Origin of the sequence: Pedobacter paludis (assembly GCF_003173575.1) — a bacterium.
GTDB classification, from domain to species: Bacteria; Bacteroidota; Bacteroidia; order Sphingobacteriales; family Sphingobacteriaceae; genus Pedobacter; species Pedobacter paludis.
Window position 1 is genome coordinate 194,138 of sequence record NZ_QGNY01000004.1, and the last position, 19,409, is coordinate 213,546.

The following is a 19,409-nucleotide window of genomic DNA, read 5'->3' on the forward strand; positions in this document are numbered from 1 at the left end:
CAGATTTAGGTCTTTTAAATTTAAAGTAAAACTAACTTTAAAGCAAGATCAACATTTCCTTCATTAAGCATGCTTTTGGCTAATTCGTGAAGTTCTCTTTCTCTGTTAGTTGCATCGCCAATTGTTGCATCCAAAACCTCCTTAACTTCTGGAAGTTGGCTTATCAGGTCAATTTCTTCTTCACTGGGTAAAAGCTCTACATTGCCCAGCATTCCCAAGTCATTTCCCGTTAATACTTTGGAATACCGAACTGCGTAAGGTAAACGATCTACCCCAATCCCCAGCTTTGCCAAGGGTTTTGCAACTTTAAATAAATTATCTTTAGTTACTCTGCAATACCAATCGCCACCCAAACGAGCAACCAAATCTATTTTTTTCTGATCTATTTTCCCTTGTTCGTCCAGAATATTTTCGTTGATGTGAATCAGTTTTATTTCTGCCAAAATAAGATTTCCGGCGCCATGATTTTCCCCTAAAGAAATTACATCATTTATAATACACTCAAATTGAACGGGCGCTTCTGCGACTCTTGGTGGCGCAACCAAATCAGACTTCAACATCGTAAAACCAGCCTTTTCAAATTCGTTTACTCCTTTTGCATACTCCGTACTTGCCAAGCTCATTTGTTGCACCATATCATAATTAACGATATTGATTACACATTCTTTAACCTGCAAAACATTTTCTAAAGTGTGCTTTGTTGTATTGTCTCGCACACGCCTAGCAGGAGAAAAAATGCAAATAGGTGGTTTTGTACTAAACATATTGAAGAAACTAAATGGACTTAAATTAATATTTCCATCAACATCAATTGTAGAAGCGAAACAAATAGGTCGGGGTGCAATCGCATATTGCAGATAATCCTGTAATTGAACGGGAGATAAATCTTCAGTTTTTAGAGATAACATCTTAACTTAATTTTGCGATTGAATTATCCTGAACTTTTTTAAATAGAAAAACGGCCGTTATTGCGCCGATTAAAGCGGTTAACATATCAGATTGTGTATCCCATATGTAACCTTGAGTACCTAAAAAGGCATCACCTGATTCTCCACTATTTACCGATACAAACCATTCGATTAATTCATAAAATGCACTAATAGCTAAGGCAATCGAAATGATAATAAAGCTTAACCATTTTTTTCCGTTCACTACATTTTTCCGAATAAAAATCTCTCTTATAATCAGCGCTGGCCCAAAACCCTGAATAAAATGTCCAACTTTGTCATAGTTATTTCTGGATTGATGGAAAGTTTCTTTTATCCAGTTAAACAGAGGCACCTCAGCATAGGTATAGTGCCCACCAACAATCAGCACTAAACAGTGGATAAAGATTACAATGTAGGTAAAGTTGCTGAACTTAAATTTATTGTAGGTAAGTAAAAGCACTATAACGCCAATAAATGCAGGTATACACTCTAAGAACCAGGTAAAAGTTTCTTTACAGCCAATAAATGATACGACAGAAAATATTAGGAAAGCAATTAGTAGGCCGGCATGAAACTTCATATTAAGATTTTTTCAAGGCTAAAATCGAAAAATCAGTATCGGCTTTCTTAATTGTATTACTTAAGGCACCTAATCCTGTAATTTCCATTTCTACAACATCACCTGGCTGTAACCATTGCACTTCATAATCAGGATTATTGAGTAAACCCGTTCCATTTAATTCTAGGAAGCATCCTGTACCAACTGTACCAGAACCAATTACATCTCCTGGTAAAATATCTACGCCATAAGCGCAGCGTTCAATAATTTCGGCAAAGGTCCAGTCCATATCTTTGGTATTTCCATTAGAAACTTCCACGCCGTTAACACGGCAGGTCATTTTTAAATCGTAAGCATTACCTATGTGGCCATCTTTTGCTGCAACCTTATATTGTTCCAATTCATCAGGCGTTACCAACCATGGCCCAATAACCGTCGAAAAATCTTTTCCTTTTGCAGGGCCAAGATTTAACAACATTTCTTCCATCTGCAAAGTACGGGCGCTCATATCGTTCATTATCATGAAACCTGCTATATACTCATCTGCCTCTGAAGCTTTTACATTTCTTCCTTTTTTACCAATAACGATGGCGATTTCCAACTCAAAATCTAGTTTTTCAAAATGATCTGGCATACATTCGATTTCTCCAGGACCTTGAATGGCATTATGATTTGTAAAATAAAAAATTGGATACTGATCAAATTCCTTAATCATTTCAACTTTTCTATTGCGACGAGCCGCCGCAACATGTTGCCTAAACGCATATCCATCCCTACAACTTGTTGGATGCGGAACTGGTGCCAAAACCTCGTAAAAAATTTCTTCCTTAGCTTCTAAGCTTCCATCTTTTATCTGATTATCGATTTTTTTTGCTCGTTCTATTAAAACTTCTGCCCCATCCAAAAAGGCAGCAATATTATCTGGAATCAACTTATCGCAACTGTTTAGGTTATAGATATGACCATTAACAAATACGCCTAAATGTTCTCTGTCCTCGGTTTTGTAGGATACTAATTTCATCTATAATTTGGTTAAAATACGGGGTAAAGCTAATATTTACCAATATGATTTGAAAGGTAATTGGTTATTTTATCTGAGTATACTTTTGTAAGTTTTCTTTTATTAAGGGAAAATCCTTAGCCTCCAGCTTTTTGTAATATTTTTTATTGGCGAGTAATTCACCTACTAACAATCCACCTGATAGACCAACAGGCACACCTGCTAATAAAAGAACCACTGACCCAAGTGCATCGTTACTTTTTGCAGAAAGTATTACAAAGGTTAATCCACCAACAACCATTAAAGGCCCAATTATGCCTTTTCTAGTAATGTAGAGGGCGGTGATATCTTCTGCCTTGAGTTTAACTGTATCGCGGTTAAATTTAACAATTGTTAATCCGTCATCTGCAGCGGCATAAAAATTACCACGACTCACTTTACCACTTTTTTCTACAATCTTAATTTTATACTTAGCTTTATTTTGTGCTACACAAGTAAAACAAAGGCTTAAACTGAGTAAGAACGCCAAAAATATTTTCATAAATTACTATAATAGGTTTGGTATTAAAGATAATTAAAATTTCATCTTCTCAATAAAATACTTATTTTAGCAGTGTTATAACCATGATCTTAAAAGCATTACATATAAATTTAGTAAACGACGCAATTGCTGCTCGTCGCTACAAGATGCTATCCAAGCTGATCATGGCTCAATATTCTCTATAATTTTCTTGCCTTTCTATTTAATTGAAACGTACTCACGTTTTAATTGTTTATTCTTTAGAATTTCTAACCGTAATTAAATATATTATGCCTATTTATCATAAATTAGGGCAAATACCTGCAAAACGCCATACAGTTTTCCGCAAACCTGATGGAAAACTCTATGCCGAAGAATTGGTATCAACCGAAGGATTTTCCAGTCTGTATTCGTTGGTTTATCACTACCATCCTCCTACTATCGTTAAACATTTAGGCGAGCCTTATAGTGTTGAACCTAAAATTGCAAGAGAAAAACACCTTAAACATACCAGCTTAATCGGTTTTAAGATTAAATCAGAAGATGATTTTTTAGAAAGTCGAAAACCTGTTTTGGTAAACAGCGATTTACACATCGTTTTAGCTGCACCGAAAAAATCAATGACGGATTATTTTTATAAAAATAGTCAGGCTGATGAAATGATTTTTATCCATGAGGGTTCTGGAAAATTAAAAACAGGCTTTGGAGAAATTAAATTTTCTTATGGCGATTACCTTATTATTCCACGGGGGACTATTTATCAAATTGAATTTGATACTGAAGATAATCGACATTTTATTGTAGAAAGTTTTAGCCCGCTAAGGCCCCCAAAGAGATATTTAAATCAGTATGGACAATTAATGGAGCATTCCCCATACTGCGAACGCGATTTAAGGTTGCCCGAAAATCTGCAAACTCATGATGAAACTGGAGATTTTAAGGTTCTAATCAAGAAACAAGGCTTAATCTATCCATACACTTATGGCACGCACCCTTTTGATTACATTGGATGGGATGGTTACCATTACCCTTACGCATTTTCGATTCACGATTTTGAACCGATAACTGGGCGCTTACATCAACCACCGCCTGTACATCAAACATTTGAAGGACATAATTTTGTAGTTTGCTCTTTTGTACCCCGTAAATATGATTACCATCCAGATTCTATTCCTGCACCCTATAACCACAGCAATGTAGATAGCGATGAGGTTTTATATTATGTTGATGGCGATTTTATGAGTCGCAAGAGTGTGGTTAAAGGACAAATTACGCTACATCCCGGTGGCATACCACACGGCCCACACCCAGGAACGGTAGAAAAATCTATCGGAAAAGAAAAAACTGATGAATTGGCTGTAATGATTGATCCATTTAAACCATTAATGCTTACTCAGGATGCTTTGGATATAGAAGATGAAAATTATCATAAAAGCTGGCAAATTAATATCGAATAAATTAGTCGGAAGTCTGAAGTCCAATGATTATAAACAAAGCAAAATCATCATTAGATAAAGCTTTCGATTCTGAACTATTAAAACTTAATCACCCGACCTCGGACGCCCGACTTCGGAATAAAAAAACAAAATGGAAACACAAACATTTGCAGAAAAGATATCAAAAGCACAGGATTTTCTGCCAATTAACGGAACGGATTACATAGAATTTTATGTGGGCAACGCTAAACAAGCTGCACATTATTACAAAACCGCATTTGGCTTTCAAAGTCTTGCCTACGCCGGACCGGAAACTGGGGTTAGGGATAGAGCATCTTATGTATTACAACAAGGAAAAATAAGATTGATTTTGACGACGGCTTTAAAATCAGATCATCCGATTTCAGAACATGTTAAAAAACATGGTGATGGGGTAAAAGTTTTGGCACTTTGGGTTGATGATGCTTACAGCGCTTACGAAGAAACAACCAAACGTGGTGCAAAATCTTACATGGAGCCTAAAACCTTAACAGATGAACATGGCGAAGTTAAAATGAGCGGAATTTACACTTATGGCGAAACCGTTCATATGTTTATAGAGCGTAAAAACTATTCAGGAACTTTTATGCCTGGTTATAGAGCTTTAGAAAGTGATTATAACCCAACGGACGCAGGGCTTTTGTATATTGATCACTGTGTTGGCAATGTAGGCTGGAACCGTATGAATGATGCCGTGAAATGGTATGAAGATGTAATGGGCTTTGTAAACATCCTCTCATTTGACGATAAGCAGATCAATACCGAGTATTCTGCTTTGATGAGTAAAGTTATGAGTAATGGGAACGGTTTTTCTAAATTTCCGATTAACGAACCTGCTGAAGGTAAAAAGAAATCGCAGATTGAAGAATACTTAGAATATTACGAAGGTGAAGGCGTTCAGCATATTGCCGTTGCGACAAAGGATATAGTTAAAACGGTAAAGGAATTAAAATCACGTGGGGTTGAATTTTTGAGTGCTCCGCCCGAGGCTTATTATGATATGATGCCTCAACGAGTAGGAAAAATTGATGAAGAAATTTCGCTTTTGGAAAGCTTAGGTATTTTGGTCGATTGTGATGAAGAAGGTTATTTACTACAGATATTTACCAAGCCTGTAGAAGATAGACCAACTTTATTCTTTGAAATTATTCAGCGTAAAGGCGCTCAAAGCTTTGGTGCAGGTAATTTTAAGGCACTATTTGAATCTTTAGAACGTGAACAGGAATTAAGGGGGAATCTATAATATCAGCATTAAATTATTAAGGGCAATCAGTTATCTGGTTGCCTTTTTATTTACTCATTTTCAGGTAGGAGTTTAAACAAATAAATAACTAAATTTATTTACACACAAATTTAAACCTTAATTATTATGAGAACAAAACTCACGCTGGTTTTATTACTGGTCGCATCATTCAATGGCTTCGCACAAACAAAAGCCGAAATCGTTAAAACCATCAATCAGTTGCTTGCTAAAGCCATTGGCGGAACCAACATCACTTTACATAATGATGTGGCAACAGAATTTAAAATTACAGCAAATTCATTTTCTATTGATGAGGAAATGAATTTCGGTGTTTTTACAATTGGAAAAAGCTTCACCAGTTCTGATCATTGGAAAGAACAAACCACCAACAAATCACAAATACAGCACTGGAATGGATTCAGAATAAGTTCGGAACAGAATAGCACAAACACTAAATCGATATATCCAGTTTCCGAAAAAATTGAAGGAGAGCCTGATAATGGTAAAAATGGAATTAAATATTATTGCTTAGCAGGAGACGAAGATAAATTGATAGCGGCACTATTGCAGTTGCAGGGATTGTATAAGAGACGATAATTAATTTGTCATCTCGACCGAAGTGGAGAAATCCTTGAAATTGTAATTTGGTTCAAAGATTTCTCCATTACGCTAACGCTACAGTCGAAATTACGACCTTATTATTAAAACGGAGATAACTACAACACTTCGCCTAAGTGTTTATAATTCGATTTTATCGTATCTAAAACTTCGGTCATTTTACCGCCCAACATTAATTTTGCCATAGATTCTGTCATGCCCTTAATTTGCGCCCATTCTATTTTTGGAGGCATGGCTAAGGCATTAGGATTCGTCATAATATTTAACAGTACAGGTCCATTTTCTGCAAATGCATTTGCAATTGCATTTTCTACTTCTTCTGGTTTAGAAACTGTTACACCCGTAAAACCCATTGCTTGAGCCACTAAGGCAAAATTAGGATTGATCATATCGGTTTCGTTATCAGGCAAGCCATCAACCTCCATTTCCAGTTTTACCATTCCTAAAGCTCGGTTATTAAAAACGATAAGTTTAATTGGTAAATTATATTGTTTTATGGTCGCCAAATCACCTAGCAACATTGATAATCCACCATCGCCACAAAGGGCAATCACTTGTTTTTCTGGATGAGCCAAAGCGGCGCCAATCGCCATCGGCATTGCATTGGCCATAGAACCATGATTAAACGATCCCAGCATTTTACGCTCGCCGGTTCCATCAATAAAACGAGCACCCCAAACACAGCACATCCCAGTATCAACGGTAAAAATTGCATCTTTATTAGCCAATCGATTTAAAGTATCGGCAACAAATTCAGGTTGAATTTTATTTTCTTCACCATGATCGTCAACATAAACCTGCTGATTTTCTTTTACTTTTTTATAAAATTCTAATTGTGCTTTAAGAAAGGAATTATCACTTTTTTGATCTAATAAGGGCAAAAGTGCTTTTATTGAATCAGCTATGTCGCCACATAAGCCCATTGTTAGCTTTGCTCTTCTTCCCAATCGTTCCGGATTTTCATCAATCTGGATAATTTTGTTTTTTTCGGGCATGAAGTTTACATATGGAAAATCTGTACCCAAAAGTACCACCACATCAGCCTCATGCATAGCATGATAACCTGATGGCTGACCCAATAAACCTGTCATTCCAACTTCATATGGATTATCATACTGAATGCTCATTTTCCCTCTGAAAGAAAAACCTACTGAGGCATTTAATTTAGCGGCAAGTTCTACTACCTCGTCATGGGCATCAACAGCGCCAATTCCGCAATACAGCGTTATTTTCTTTTCCTTGTTCAGTAAGGTAGATAATTCAGATAATTCATCATCCGAAGGACGAATTACTGGCTTATTTCTAAAGAGTTGCATGGAAGTAATACTTTCTACGGCATCTAATTGGGCTACATCTCCCGGCAAACCAAACACAGCAACTCCTTTTTTATGAATGGCATGCTGAATAGCCGTTTGAAACATTCTTGGAACCTGCTCTGCCGTAGTTGCAACTTGATTATAATAGCTACAATCATCAAATAATTTTATGGTATTGGTTTCCTGAAAAAAATCCATCCCGAACTCGCCAGTTGGTATGGTAGAAGCAATTGCGATAACAGGAACATGAGATCGGTGCGCATCATATAAACCATTAATTAAATGAACATGACCAGGGCCACAGCTTCCGGCGCAACAGGCAATACCATCAAGCTCGGCTTCAGCAGCTGCAGCAAATGCGCCAACTTCTTCATTTCGAACATGGATCCACTTTATTTTACCATTTCGCCTCACCGCATCATTAAAATAATTAAGGCTATCACCTGTAACGGCATAAATTCTTTTTACACCAACTTCAATTAGCATTTCTACCAATTGTTCTGCAACATTTTTACTCATAAAGTATTGTTTAAATAATTCATCGAAAGATCAATTACTTATAATAAATACCGCAAATGAGTTAATTGTTTCAAAAGAGGTTGAAGTATTTTACCTAAAAATATTAGGTGAAGCTTTCTTCACTAAAACTTCATAAATGAAACGCACCTTTGAAATAACAAAACACAAGAAGCGATTTCCGTTTTGTTAAATTCTAAAAACTCATAATTAGTTTTTTAGTTTTCCGGTTACCCTTATCTGATACCTCATGTATTGCAAAATACATGAGGTTTTTTATTTCGATTCGTTTAGTGCAACTTTATTGTTTAATTATTCGTTTACTAAATATGAACTCAAAAAGTTTAATGATTAAATGCTTTCTTGCAACGCTAATAATATTGTTTACATCAAGCTTCATGTTTAAAACCGAATCCTCCAGGCCGGTTATCTCAGAAAAGGATTTTAATGCTTGTTTTCCACAGAGAAATAAGTTTTACACCTATTCCGCTTTCTCAAAGGCAGTTTCCGAAATGTCTTTTATCAAAATAAAAATTGAAAAACGAGGAGACTGGATATATAAAATTACCAGAACTGACAAAAGAACCAACAAATCAGTAACGGTTCGGCAAGATAAAGACTGGGATGAAACTTGGGCGAAAGCAAAACCTTATACTATTTTGAATATAGATTATGGAAATTTTTGTTCCGATAAAAACCTTGGAGCGAATAAAAAGGAATTAGCTGCATTATTCGCACACATCGCTCATGAAACCAGAAACGGAACGAATAATAAATTCAATGATGGTTTAATGTTGATTACAGAATCTAATACAAATGCAGATTATGTAGTTCAAAATGTAATTTACCCAGCTGTAGCTGGAAAGAAATATTATGGTCGCGGTCCTTTGCAATTAAGCTACAACGGAAACTACGGTTTTGCATCTGATTGTATTTTTGGAAATAAAAACACTTTATTAAACAATCCAGATCTGGTTAATTCTGATCCAGTGCTGGCTTTCAAAACCGCAATCTATTTCTGGATGACTCCACAAAGCTTAAAACCTTCTGCACATGATGTAATGACTGGCAAATGGACACCAACAGTAAGCGATACCCAGAAAAATTATAGATCGGGTTTTGGAATGACCATAAATATCATCAATGGAAAACTAGAATGCAACAAAGGAGATGACAATAATGCAATGAAGGATCGCATTGGATTTTACCAATACTTCTTGAAAAAGTTTCACATAAATGACGTCAATTGCGCCTGTTCTTGCGGGCAAATGACGCCATTTGCAGAATAAATTATTCTGTGCTTTCCTTTAACATTTGATATAAATCTGTAGCCCCACCATCAAATTTGGTTCCGTTAACGTAAAACGATGGCGTGCCATTAACCCCACTGCGAATACCGCTTTCAAAATCGTTTTCAACCTTTTCTTTTACAGCATCGGATGCTGAATCTGTTTTAAATTTTTCTAAATCTAAGCCAATAGTCTCGGCAAGTTCTTCAAATAAATCATCAGCCAAGCGATATTGATTTTCGTAAAGTGCATCGTGCATTTCCCAAAATTTGCCTTGCAAACCTGCAGACTCTGCAGAAAGGGCTGCCCGAAAAGCAAACTGATGAGCTTCTTGCAAAGGAAAGTTTCTAAAAACAAATTTAATCTGATCTCCAAATGTTTCTTCTATTTCTTTAACGATGGGATAAGCATTACCACAATACGGGCATTGATAATCGCCAAATTCTACAATTTCTATTGATGCCGAATTGCCACCTTGAATGTGGTCTGTCTCCGATACTGTTGGTTTTAATGTGCTCATATAAAACAGTTATTTTTTACTCAATTCTTCCAATGCATCTAAAATTCCATCTGCTCCAGGATTAACAGCCGTTGGAGATAAATAACTCCATGCAATTTTCCCTTCTTTATCAATTACGAAAAGTGCTCGTTTACTTTCGCCAACTTCATCATTATAAACACCATAAGCTTTAGATACTTTTCCCTTTGGTTCAAAATCTGCCAATAAAGGAAAATGAAGTTTTCTATCTTGCTCAAAAGCCAGATGACACCAAACACTATCAACAGAAATACCAAAAATCTGGGCATCATACTTGCCAAAATATTTTAGCATTTCATTGTAAAGCGCCATTTGATCGCTGCAAACCGGACTCCAATCTGCAGGATAGAAGGCGAGAATTACATTTTTGCCCTTAAAATCTTTAAGCTTTATTTTTTGATCCGGAGTAGCATTCAATTCAAAATCTGGTGCTGTAGCGCCTTTTTCTAACATATTTAGGAGTTTAAAATTTAAATCTTTTTAGTTTAACAGCAGGCTTGCCCAGTTGTTTGTCAAAAATAAATCAACAATAGCTAGCCTAGTTTCTGCCTTTTAATTAGGTAAGCCTGCAGAATTGGATAAAAACCTTCGTTTATATCAGCATCTATTAAATCTATTTTATATTGTGCACACTTCAACGCAATTTGCTGCCTATAATTGGCCACAGCATTTATATAATTTTCTTTAACCTGATTGGCATGAACTTTAATGGTTTCGCCAGTTTCCATGTCGATAAACTGGTAGGGCCGATTTTCATAGCTAAAATCTACTTCTTTGGATTGATCTACAACATTAAAAACCACTACTTCGTGTTTATTGAATTTTAAATGTTGCAAAGCGTCAAAAAGCGCATCGGTTTTTTCAGGACTGGTTTGAGTATTAAATAGATCGCTAAAAATTACAACCAAAGACCTTTTATGAATCAGTTCTGCTACTTGATGCAATGCCTCACTTAAATTGGTTTGGGCATTAACTTTTGGCTTTTGAAGCAGTTCGTCCAGTTTGGTAAATAAATATTTTTGGTGAACTGTTGTCGATTTAGCCGGCGAGTTCAATAAAATCTCATCCGTAAATAAACTCAGTCCAAAAGCATCACGTTGCTTTTTTAAAAGATACATTAAAGAAGCAGCAGCTTGAATTGAAAATACAAGCTTGTTGTTTTTTGGTTCGGGAAAATACATCGATGAGGAAACATCAATTACAAACTGACATCTTAAATTAGTTTCTTCTTCGAACCTTTTGCTGTAAAGCTTATTGGTTTTTGCGTATAATTTCCAATCGATATTTTTTACATTATCACCATTATTATATTGGCGGTGTTCTGCAAATTCTACCGAAAATCCATGAAAAGGGCTTTTATGTAAACCCGTAATAAAGCCTTCTACAACTTGCTGTGCAAGTAATTCTAAGTTTCCAAAGCTTGTTTCATTTTCATAGTTCAGCGCCTGCATATGGTAAAGCTAGCAAAAAGATTTTACTAAATGAGACCATAACAAAAGCATTTTTTATAAAGAATTTTTTGGAAAGCAATGGCAGTAGAAATTAGGAAAAAGCAGTCCCGCCCACGCTTCTGCCGAAGAAAAATCGGCATCTCGCTAAGGTCGGGTTTAGGTGGCACGTATTGTATTTCTATGTGTGTACCCCAACTACCAATTTTTCATAATTATGATCAGACATTCCTACGGAACGAAAATATCTCCAACATCGTTTAGCCTACCGAGCAAACGTCCCGAGGGGACGAAAAAAAGTTTAAGTTAGTGTTTCTATGTTTGTACTTCAACTACCAATTTTCATAACTATAATCAGACGTTCCTACTGAACGAAAATATTTCCATTAACGTTTAGCCTACCGAGCAAACGTCCAGAGGGGACGAACAAAAGTTTATGTTAGTGCCTCTATGTTTGTACTTCAACTACCAATTTTCATAACTATAATCAGACGTTCCTACGGAACGAAAATATTTCCAATAATGTTTAGCCTACCGAGCAAACGTCCCGATGGGACGAACAAAAGTTTATGTTAGTACCTCTATGTTTGTACTTCAACTACCAATTTTCATAACTATAATCAGACGTTCCTACGGAACGAAAATATTTCCATTAACGTTTAGCCTACCGAGCAAACGTCCCGATGGGACGAAAAAAAGTTTATGTTAGTGCTTCTATGTTTGTACTTCAACTACCAATTTTCATAACTATAATCAGACGTTCCTACGGAACGAAAATATCTCCAACATCGTTTAGCCTACCGAGCAAACGTCCCGAGGGGACGAAATGTTAATGCAAAAATAGATCATCAAGAAAGCTAACCCATGGTTGGTGGCTCGCCAACGACTTTTAATGCCAAGGGAACCATAACTTTTTAGCTAACCCATGGTTGGTGTCTCACAAACCACTTTTAATGCAAAGGGTGTCATAATTTTGAGCTAATCCATTGTTGGCAGCTCGCAAACTATTTTTAATACAAGGGAACAATGATTTTTTGAGCTAATCCATTGTTGGCTGCTCACAAACCATTTTTAATGCAAAGGGAACCATAACTTTTTAGCTAACCCATGGTTGGTGGCTCGCCAACAACTTTTAATGCAAAGGGAACCATAACTTTTTAGCTAACCCATGGTTGGTGTCTCGCAAACTATTTTTAATACAAGGGAACAATGATTTTTGAGCTAACTCATGGTTAGCAGCTCACAAACCACTTTAATGCAAAGAAAACCATAATTATGAGCTAGTCATAGTTGTGACTCACAAACCATTTGTAATGCAAGCGAGTCATAAATTATTGAGCTTAAAAAATCTGGTGCAATATGAATTCTTCAAATAGTTAAAAATTTAAAATTTTATTTTCAGCATGTTTTGGCAGGTGAGTTACCAGTCATGGATTTTTAGAAAACAAATTGAAAAACGGAAGCTAACGCAATCCCTTATCAGCCTTTCTCCATCGTCCCAGCGGGACGGCTGGCGGGTAGAAAAACCATGGAAATTCAGTTTACGTTCCGTAGGAACGTTTGAAATATAGGCAACGTTACATTCGGCCTCAAAAATTGGCCATAAAAAAACCTCGCAGGTTTTAAAAACCTGCGAGGTTTAAACTTTATAATAATATTATTTTTTAGCGATTTTAAAAAGCTTGCCATTATCCGTTACCGAATAAAGCGCTCCATCTTTTTCCACCATATCGCGGAAACGTTCACCTTTACCTTCTAACAATCTTTCCTCGCCAACAATTTTATCATTTTTGATAACCAAACGGATGATGTGCGAACCGCCCAAACCGCCAACGAAAAGATTGCCCTTCCATTCAGGGATGCTACTGCTGTTGTAGAAAGCAATACAACCCGGCGAAATGCTTGGATTCCAGAAATAAACAGGTTGCTCCATTCCATCCTTTTGTTGAACGCCATCGCCAACTTTTTTGCCACTATATTCGGTTCCGTAAGTAATAATTGGCCAGCCATAATTTTTCCCTGGTTTAATAATGTTTACTTCATCGCCACCTTTTGGTCCAAATTCTGCCTCCCATAAATCGCCAGTTAGTGGATTAATTGCCAAACCATCTGGGTTACGCAATCCGTAAGCATAAATCTCTGGTTTAGCATCCGCATTTTTAGCGAAAGGTCCGTTTGCTACAGCTTTTCCATCTGTTGTAAGATGAAGAATTTTACCCAAAGAAGAATTTAGATATTGTGCCTGAATGCGAATATCGCCACCAGAGCGTTCACCTGTACTTACAAATAAGTTTCCGTTTTTATCAAAAACAATTCTAGAACCATACTGCAACTTTCCCCCGTAAGATGGTGTTGCACGATAAATTATGGTTTGGTTTTCTATTTTAGTTTCATCAGCAGAGAGTTTTCCCTTTGCAATAGCTAGAAGTACACCTTTATCTTGTGGTTCAGAATAAGCCCAGTAAACCATTCTGTTTTTGGCAAAGTTTGGATCCAAAGTTACGTCCAACAATCCACCTTGACCAGAATCATCTACTTTTGGCAAACCTGTTATTGTTTTGCTTAATTTCCCGTTAGCAGTTAGAACAACCATTGTTCCGCCCTTTTGAGTAATTAAAAAGCCACCAGCTGGAAGGACAGAAATTGCCCAAGGGCGATCTAGTTTTTCATTTAGGATAGAAATTTCTAATGGGGTACTTGTTTTAACACCAGCAATTCGAGTTTGCCCCTCAAATGCGGGTTTATAATCGGCAGAAGGTTGATTGGTTTCTACAGGATTTTGAGCTGAAACGTTCGCTAGATTTAGAACGCTCAACGAAAAACCTGCCAATACCAATCCTAATGTTTTGTTAGTTAATAGGTTCATAGACATGATTAGGAGTTTTTAATAAAGAAACAAAAATATTTTTGCAATAAAAAACCCGAATCCTCTAAATGAACTCGGGTTTTAAATATGTTACAGTGATGGTAGAAAGTAGTTAGTGTTAAGATTATACGATTAATCTTTTCGCCTTAAACTTTTCACCTTACTAAGCCAATTGCTTGTTTAATTTTTCAGCTAATACTGATTTTGGAACAGCACCAACTTGTTTGTCAACAACTTGACCATCTTTGAAATATAACAAAGCTGGAATGTTACGGATACCAAATTGCATCGAAATTTGAGGGTTGTTATCTACGTTCACTTTTCCAACAATAGCTTTGCCATCATATTCTTTAGCGATTTCTTCTACTACTGGACCAACCATGCGACAAGGGCCACACCATTCTGCCCAAAAATCCACTAATACGGGTTTATCTGATTTTAATACAAGCTCCTCGAAGTTTGCATCTGTGATTTCTAATGCCATAATTATTTTTTTATGTTCAAATATATGTATTCAATTGTAATGCCAACTACAGTGTAATGTCAATTTGACATTATTTTGAGGGTATCTACATATTCGTCATTGCGAGGCACGAAGCAATCTTATAAACGAGAGAGATTGCTTCGTGCCTCGCAATGACGATTTTGCTAATTTAACTTGTAATTTACAACATTCAATCCAAGCAATTGTTCTAAGAACTTATTGTTCGGATTGATTTTTAAATTTTTGGATGGCAAATCCAACATAATCTCTTTCTCGCGATCAAAAACTGCAAAGTTAAGTTGGCAGTTTTGCTGTTCAGAATTTGCCTTATTGTCTGCTAAAATTGCCTCAATTTCTTTCATCAGCTCATCGTTAACCCGCTCAATTGGCACTTGAATGGTTAAACTTTTTGCTAATTTATCTCTTAACTCAGACATTAAGTTTATCGCCGTGATTTTAAATTCCCAATCGCCAGCCTTACCAAAGCGCTCCCCTACTCTACCCCTTATCTGCAAGAAATATCCTTCGGTTAAGAACGATTTAAATTTAAGAAAATCTTCTCCGAACAAAGCCATTTCCGATGCGTCTTCATAATCTTCGAAAACAAAAGTCCCGAAAGGTTTACCTGTTTTGGTAATTCTTTGAGAAGCCGTTACCACCAATCCGCCCACGCAAAGCTCTCTGTTTTTGAGTTTTTCAAATTCGGCCAAAACTTCTTCATTGGTATCGCCCATCCGCACTTTGTTGATAATGCTTAATTGCCTAACGCCGTGTGTACAAAACTTATCAAGTTCTAATTTATAATTATCCAAAGGGTGCCCCGAAAGAAAAATTCCGATTGCATCCTTTTCATATTTCAATCGATCCATTAAAGCCCATTCTGGAGAAACTGGCAATGAAGGTTCTAAAATTAAATCGGCTTTTGATCCTCCAAATAACGATCCTTGAGAAGTACTTTCGTTATTCTGAAAATCGTTGGCATACTTTATAATCTTTTCAATGCCATTCATCTTATCATTAGGCCCGATGTAAAAAAATTGTGCCCTGTGTCCTCCGAAAGCATCGAATGCCCCACTGTACACAAAACTTTCGTAAGCCTTTTTATTTACAATACGGGTATTGGATCGCTTTGCGAAATCGTAAACCGTTGCATATGGTCCGTTTTCTAATCGCTCTTCGATTATACTTTCTACCGCCTTTTCGCCCACACCTTTAACGGCCGACATACCAAATCGGACTTCGCCCTTGGCATTTACAGAGAATTTTAAATCTGATTCGTTAACATCTGGACCTAAAACCACTACACCCATTTGGCGACACTCTTCCATAAAGAAAGCTACTTGTTTAATATCGCTCATGTTGTTGGAAAGTACCGCAGCCATATATTCTGCCGGATAATGTGCCTTTAAATAGGCCGTTTGATAAGCAATCCAGGCATAACAGGTAGAGTGCGATTTGTTAAATGCGTAAGATGCAAAAGCTTCCCAATCTTTCCATATTTTTTCTAAAGTTGCTGCATCATGTCCTTTTTCTGCTGCCTGTTTAACAAACTTAGGCTTCATTTTATCCAGAACATCCTTTTGCTTTTTACCCATTGCCTTACGCAAAACATCGGCTTCACCTTTGGTAAAACCAGCCAATTTTTGCGATAAAAGCATTACCTGCTCTTGGTAAACCGTAATTCCGTAAGTTTCTTTTAGATATTCCTCACAGGCATCTAAATCGTACTTAATTTCTTCTTCTCCATTTTTACGGCGAACAAAACTCGGAATATACTCCATTGGTCCTGGTCGATACAAAGCATTCATGGCAATTAAATCGTCGAAAACCGTTGGTTTCAACTCTTTCATGTATTTCTGCATACCGGGACTTTCATACTGGAAAATCCCGATGGTTTCTCCACGCTGGAAAAGCTCGTAAGTTGCTACATCATCAATTGGGAAATTATCTGGATCGATAACAACGTTATGCCGTTTCTTAACCAATTTAACCGTATCCTTTATTAGCGTAAGGGTTTTCAGACCCAAGAAGTCCATTTTTAATAAGCCTGCACTTTCTACAACAGAGTTATCAAATTGGGTAACGTATAAATCAGAATCCTTCGCGGTAGCAACGGGAACAAAGTTTGTAATGTCGCTCGGCGTAATAATTACACCGCAGGCATGAATCCCTGTATTTCTTAAAGAGCCTTCTAAAACCTGAGCCTGCTGAATGGTTTCGGCACTCAGATCTTTTAAAAGTCCCATGGCTTTCAACTCCTGTACACGCTCATATTCATCTGGCCGCAGCGCATCTTTTAAGCTCTTTTCATCCAGATTGAAGATTTTAGCAAGCTTCATATTCGGAATGAGCTTAGCAATTTTATCTGCTTCGAAAAGTGGCAAATCCAAAACCCTTGCTGTGTCACGAATAGAAGACTTCGCTGCCATTGTTCCATAGGTAATAATTTGCGCAACCTGACTGGAACCATACTTATTGATTACGTATTCCATCACGCGGCCCCGACCCTCATCATCAAAATCGATATCAATATCGGGCATGGAAACACGATCTGGATTTAAGAAACGCTCAAAAAGGAGGTCGTATTTAATTGGATCAATGTTGGTAATCCACAAACAGTAAGCAACTACCGAACCTGCAGCAGAACCACGACCAGGCCCTACGGAAACATCTCTCCGCCTTGCCTCGGCGATAAAATCCTGAACAATTAAGAAATAACCCGGATAACCAGTTTTTTCAATGGTGGCCAATTCGAAATCTAAACGATCGATAATTTCTGGCGTTAAAACCCCGTATCTGATTTTTGCACCCTCATAAGTAAGGTGACGTAAGAATTTATTTTCCCCTCTTTTACCACCGTCAACTTCATCTTCAGCAACCAAAAACTGCTCTGGAATATCGAATTTAGGTAATAAAACCTCACGGGCAAGTTTGTAGCTTTCTATTTTATCTACAACCTCTTGAATATTTAAAATCGCTTCTGGCAAATCAGCAAAGAGTGCTTTCATTTCATCAGGAGATTTAAAATAATACTCCTGATTTGGCAAGCCATAACGGTAACCACGACCACGACCGATTGGCGTGGCCTGTTTTTCGCCATCTTTTACACAAAGCAAAATATCGTGGGCATTCGCATCTTTTTTATTGATGTAATAGGTATTGTTTGTAGCAATCAGTTTAACCTCATGCTTCTTCGCGAGGGCGATTAAAGATGCATTAACACGATCTTCATCTTCCTGCTTGTGGCGCATAATTTCCACATAAAAATCCTGTCCAAATTGCGCTTTCCACCAAATTAAAGCCTCTTCTGCCTGAGTTTCGCCCATATTCAGAAGCTTATTCGAAATTTCACCGGAAAGGTTTCCAGAAAGCACAATAATGTCGTCTTTATATTGTTCGATTACTTTTCGATCTATCCTTGGAACATAATAAAAGCCCTTTGTATAGGCAATTGATGACATTTTGGCTAAATTATGGTAGCCGTTTTTATTTTTAGCCAACAATACCATTTGGTAACCATTGTCTTTTGCAGTTCTGTTTAAATGATCATCACATACAAAAAATTCAACCCCTACAATTGGGGTCATAATTACTTCAGTTGGTCTTTCTCCGGCCTCAATTGCAGCGGCATTTTTGGCTTCGGCAGTTTTGTTATAATTTAAAACCTGACTCACAAAATGAAAAGCGCCCATCATATTGGCATGATCTGTCATGGCTACGGCCGGCATTTTGTGTGCAGCTGCAGCTTTGATTAAATCGGGAATACTAATGGTACTTTGAAGGACAGAAAACTGGGTATGATTATGCAAATGAACAAAGGTAGCCGAAGCCAGTTCTTGCTTATTTTCAGTAAGCGTTTGTTTAGAAATCCCTTCGCCTTCTGATTTTTGTAAGCGCTTACGAATTTCATCCGAAGCCGCCTTTAAATTTATATGCTGAATACCAAAACTGGGAATCGAAGCTGGATTAATTTCCCTGAAACGAGGAAAATATTCAACATCAACCAGTAGTTCTTCTTTTGTAAAAACTTCTTTTTTAATCAGCTCTAAGAAACAGCGTGTGGTTGCTTCCACATCGGCGGTTGCATTGTGTGCTTCGTTAAAAGGTACGCCGAACAAATAAGAATGCAATTCGGTTAAGGTTGGCAGTTTAAATTTGCCACCTCTACCTCCGGGCAATTTTAATAAGCTTGCGGTAATTTCGGTACAAGTATCTAAAATGGGCATTTCCGCCATGCGGTTTTCAATACCAAAACGATGGAACTCGCAACCCATAATATTTACATCGAAACCCACATTTTGTCCGACAATAAATTTCGATTTTGATAGAGCGATATTAAACTTCTCTAATACCTCTGCAAGTGTGATTCCCTGTTCGTCAGCCAGTTCGGTAGAGATACCATGAATGCGCTCTGCATCATAAGGAATATTAAACCCTTCTGGTTTAACCAAATAATCTTGATGTTCAACCATCCGTCCCATCTCATCGTGCAGTTGCCATGCAATTTGAATACAGCGTGGCCAATTATCGGTATCGGTAATTGGTGCGTTGTAATTACGTGGCAAACCCGTGGTTTCTGTATCAAAAATTAAGTACATAGTTTGATGT

15 protein-coding genes are annotated in these 19,409 nt (G+C 37.1%); 4 read left to right on the forward strand and 11 right to left on the reverse strand.

What is annotated here, in order from left to right; all coding sequences use genetic code 11:
- Positions 1 to 20: 20 nt before the first annotated feature.
- From DF947_RS12125 to DF947_RS12140, 4 genes are all read right to left on the reverse strand, one after another.
- Positions 21 to 908: a flavin reductase family protein gene (locus DF947_RS12125; protein WP_109930137.1), complete on the reverse strand. Its 888-nt coding sequence runs from the start codon at positions 906 to 908 to the stop codon at positions 21 to 23.
- A 1-nt stretch (position 909) separates the two neighbouring features.
- Positions 910 to 1,509 (reverse strand): DUF2238 domain-containing protein, encoded by a 600-nt coding sequence (locus DF947_RS12130; RefSeq protein ID WP_109930139.1) that lies wholly within the window; start codon positions 1,507 to 1,509, stop codon positions 910 to 912.
- 1 nt (position 1,510) lies between these two features.
- Entirely contained in the window at positions 1,511 to 2,509 is a 999-nt protein-coding gene (locus tag DF947_RS12135) for a fumarylacetoacetate hydrolase family protein (RefSeq protein WP_109930141.1), read from the reverse strand.
- A gap of 64 nt (positions 2,510 to 2,573) precedes the next feature.
- Complete coding sequence (locus DF947_RS12140) at positions 2,574 to 3,029, reverse strand: hypothetical protein (protein WP_109930143.1); 456 nt, start codon at positions 3,027 to 3,029, stop codon at positions 2,574 to 2,576.
- A gap of 269 nt (positions 3,030 to 3,298) precedes the next feature.
- Here DF947_RS12140 and DF947_RS12145 point away from each other — a divergent pair, with 269 nt between their 5' ends.
- The 3 genes from DF947_RS12145 (at position 3,299) to DF947_RS12155 (ending at position 6,323) form a co-directional block, all read left to right on the forward strand.
- Positions 3,299 to 4,465, forward strand: a complete 1,167-nt coding sequence (locus DF947_RS12145) for a homogentisate 1,2-dioxygenase (protein ID WP_109930690.1) — start codon at positions 3,299 to 3,301, stop codon at positions 4,463 to 4,465.
- A 130-nt stretch (positions 4,466 to 4,595) separates the two neighbouring features.
- Positions 4,596 to 5,726: a 4-hydroxyphenylpyruvate dioxygenase gene (gene hppD, locus DF947_RS12150; RefSeq protein WP_109930145.1), complete on the forward strand. Its 1,131-nt coding sequence runs from the start codon at positions 4,596 to 4,598 to the stop codon at positions 5,724 to 5,726.
- Positions 5,727 to 5,852: 126 nt separating this feature from the next.
- The gene (locus DF947_RS12155; protein ID WP_109930147.1) at positions 5,853 to 6,323 is read left to right on the forward strand and encodes a hypothetical protein; all 471 of its coding nucleotides are present in this window, start codon (positions 5,853 to 5,855) and stop codon (positions 6,321 to 6,323) included.
- Between the two features lie 119 nt (positions 6,324 to 6,442).
- On the opposite strand, the gene DF947_RS12160 is transcribed toward DF947_RS12155, so the two are convergent.
- Positions 6,443 to 8,179, reverse strand: a complete 1,737-nt coding sequence (locus DF947_RS12160) for a thiamine pyrophosphate-dependent enzyme (protein WP_109930149.1) — start codon at positions 8,177 to 8,179, stop codon at positions 6,443 to 6,445.
- 395 nt (positions 8,180 to 8,574) lie between these two features.
- Between DF947_RS12160 and DF947_RS12165 the strand changes: the two genes are divergently transcribed.
- The gene (locus DF947_RS12165; protein WP_158526270.1) at positions 8,575 to 9,465 is read left to right on the forward strand and encodes a chitinase; all 891 of its coding nucleotides are present in this window, start codon (positions 8,575 to 8,577) and stop codon (positions 9,463 to 9,465) included.
- A gap of 1 nt (position 9,466) precedes the next feature.
- Here DF947_RS12165 and DF947_RS12170 read toward each other — a convergent pair whose 3' ends face one another.
- The 6 genes from DF947_RS12170 to dnaE all read right to left on the reverse strand — a co-directional run bounded on the left by DF947_RS12170 (position 9,467) and on the right by dnaE (position 19,399).
- Positions 9,467 to 9,985 (reverse strand): DsbA family protein, encoded by a 519-nt coding sequence (locus DF947_RS12170; RefSeq protein ID WP_109930153.1) that lies wholly within the window; start codon positions 9,983 to 9,985, stop codon positions 9,467 to 9,469.
- 9 nt (positions 9,986 to 9,994) lie between these two features.
- Positions 9,995 to 10,456 (reverse strand): redoxin domain-containing protein, encoded by a 462-nt coding sequence (locus DF947_RS12175; RefSeq protein WP_109930155.1) that lies wholly within the window; start codon positions 10,454 to 10,456, stop codon positions 9,995 to 9,997.
- Between the two features lie 80 nt (positions 10,457 to 10,536).
- Positions 10,537 to 11,454, reverse strand: coding sequence for a DUF58 domain-containing protein (locus DF947_RS12180; protein WP_109930157.1), 918 nt, complete (start codon positions 11,452 to 11,454; stop codon positions 10,537 to 10,539).
- A 1,654-nt stretch (positions 11,455 to 13,108) separates the two neighbouring features.
- Positions 13,109 to 14,323: a PQQ-dependent sugar dehydrogenase gene (locus DF947_RS12185; RefSeq protein WP_240615371.1), complete on the reverse strand. Its 1,215-nt coding sequence runs from the start codon at positions 14,321 to 14,323 to the stop codon at positions 13,109 to 13,111.
- Positions 14,324 to 14,480: 157 nt separating this feature from the next.
- Positions 14,481 to 14,801: a thioredoxin gene (gene trxA / locus DF947_RS12190; protein WP_109923776.1), complete on the reverse strand. Its 321-nt coding sequence runs from the start codon at positions 14,799 to 14,801 to the stop codon at positions 14,481 to 14,483.
- A gap of 164 nt (positions 14,802 to 14,965) precedes the next feature.
- On the reverse strand, positions 14,966 to 19,399 hold the full coding sequence (gene dnaE / locus DF947_RS12195; protein ID WP_109930161.1) for a DNA polymerase III subunit alpha: 4,434 nt from the start codon (positions 19,397 to 19,399) through the stop codon (positions 14,966 to 14,968).
- Positions 19,400 to 19,409 lie beyond the last annotated feature (10 nt).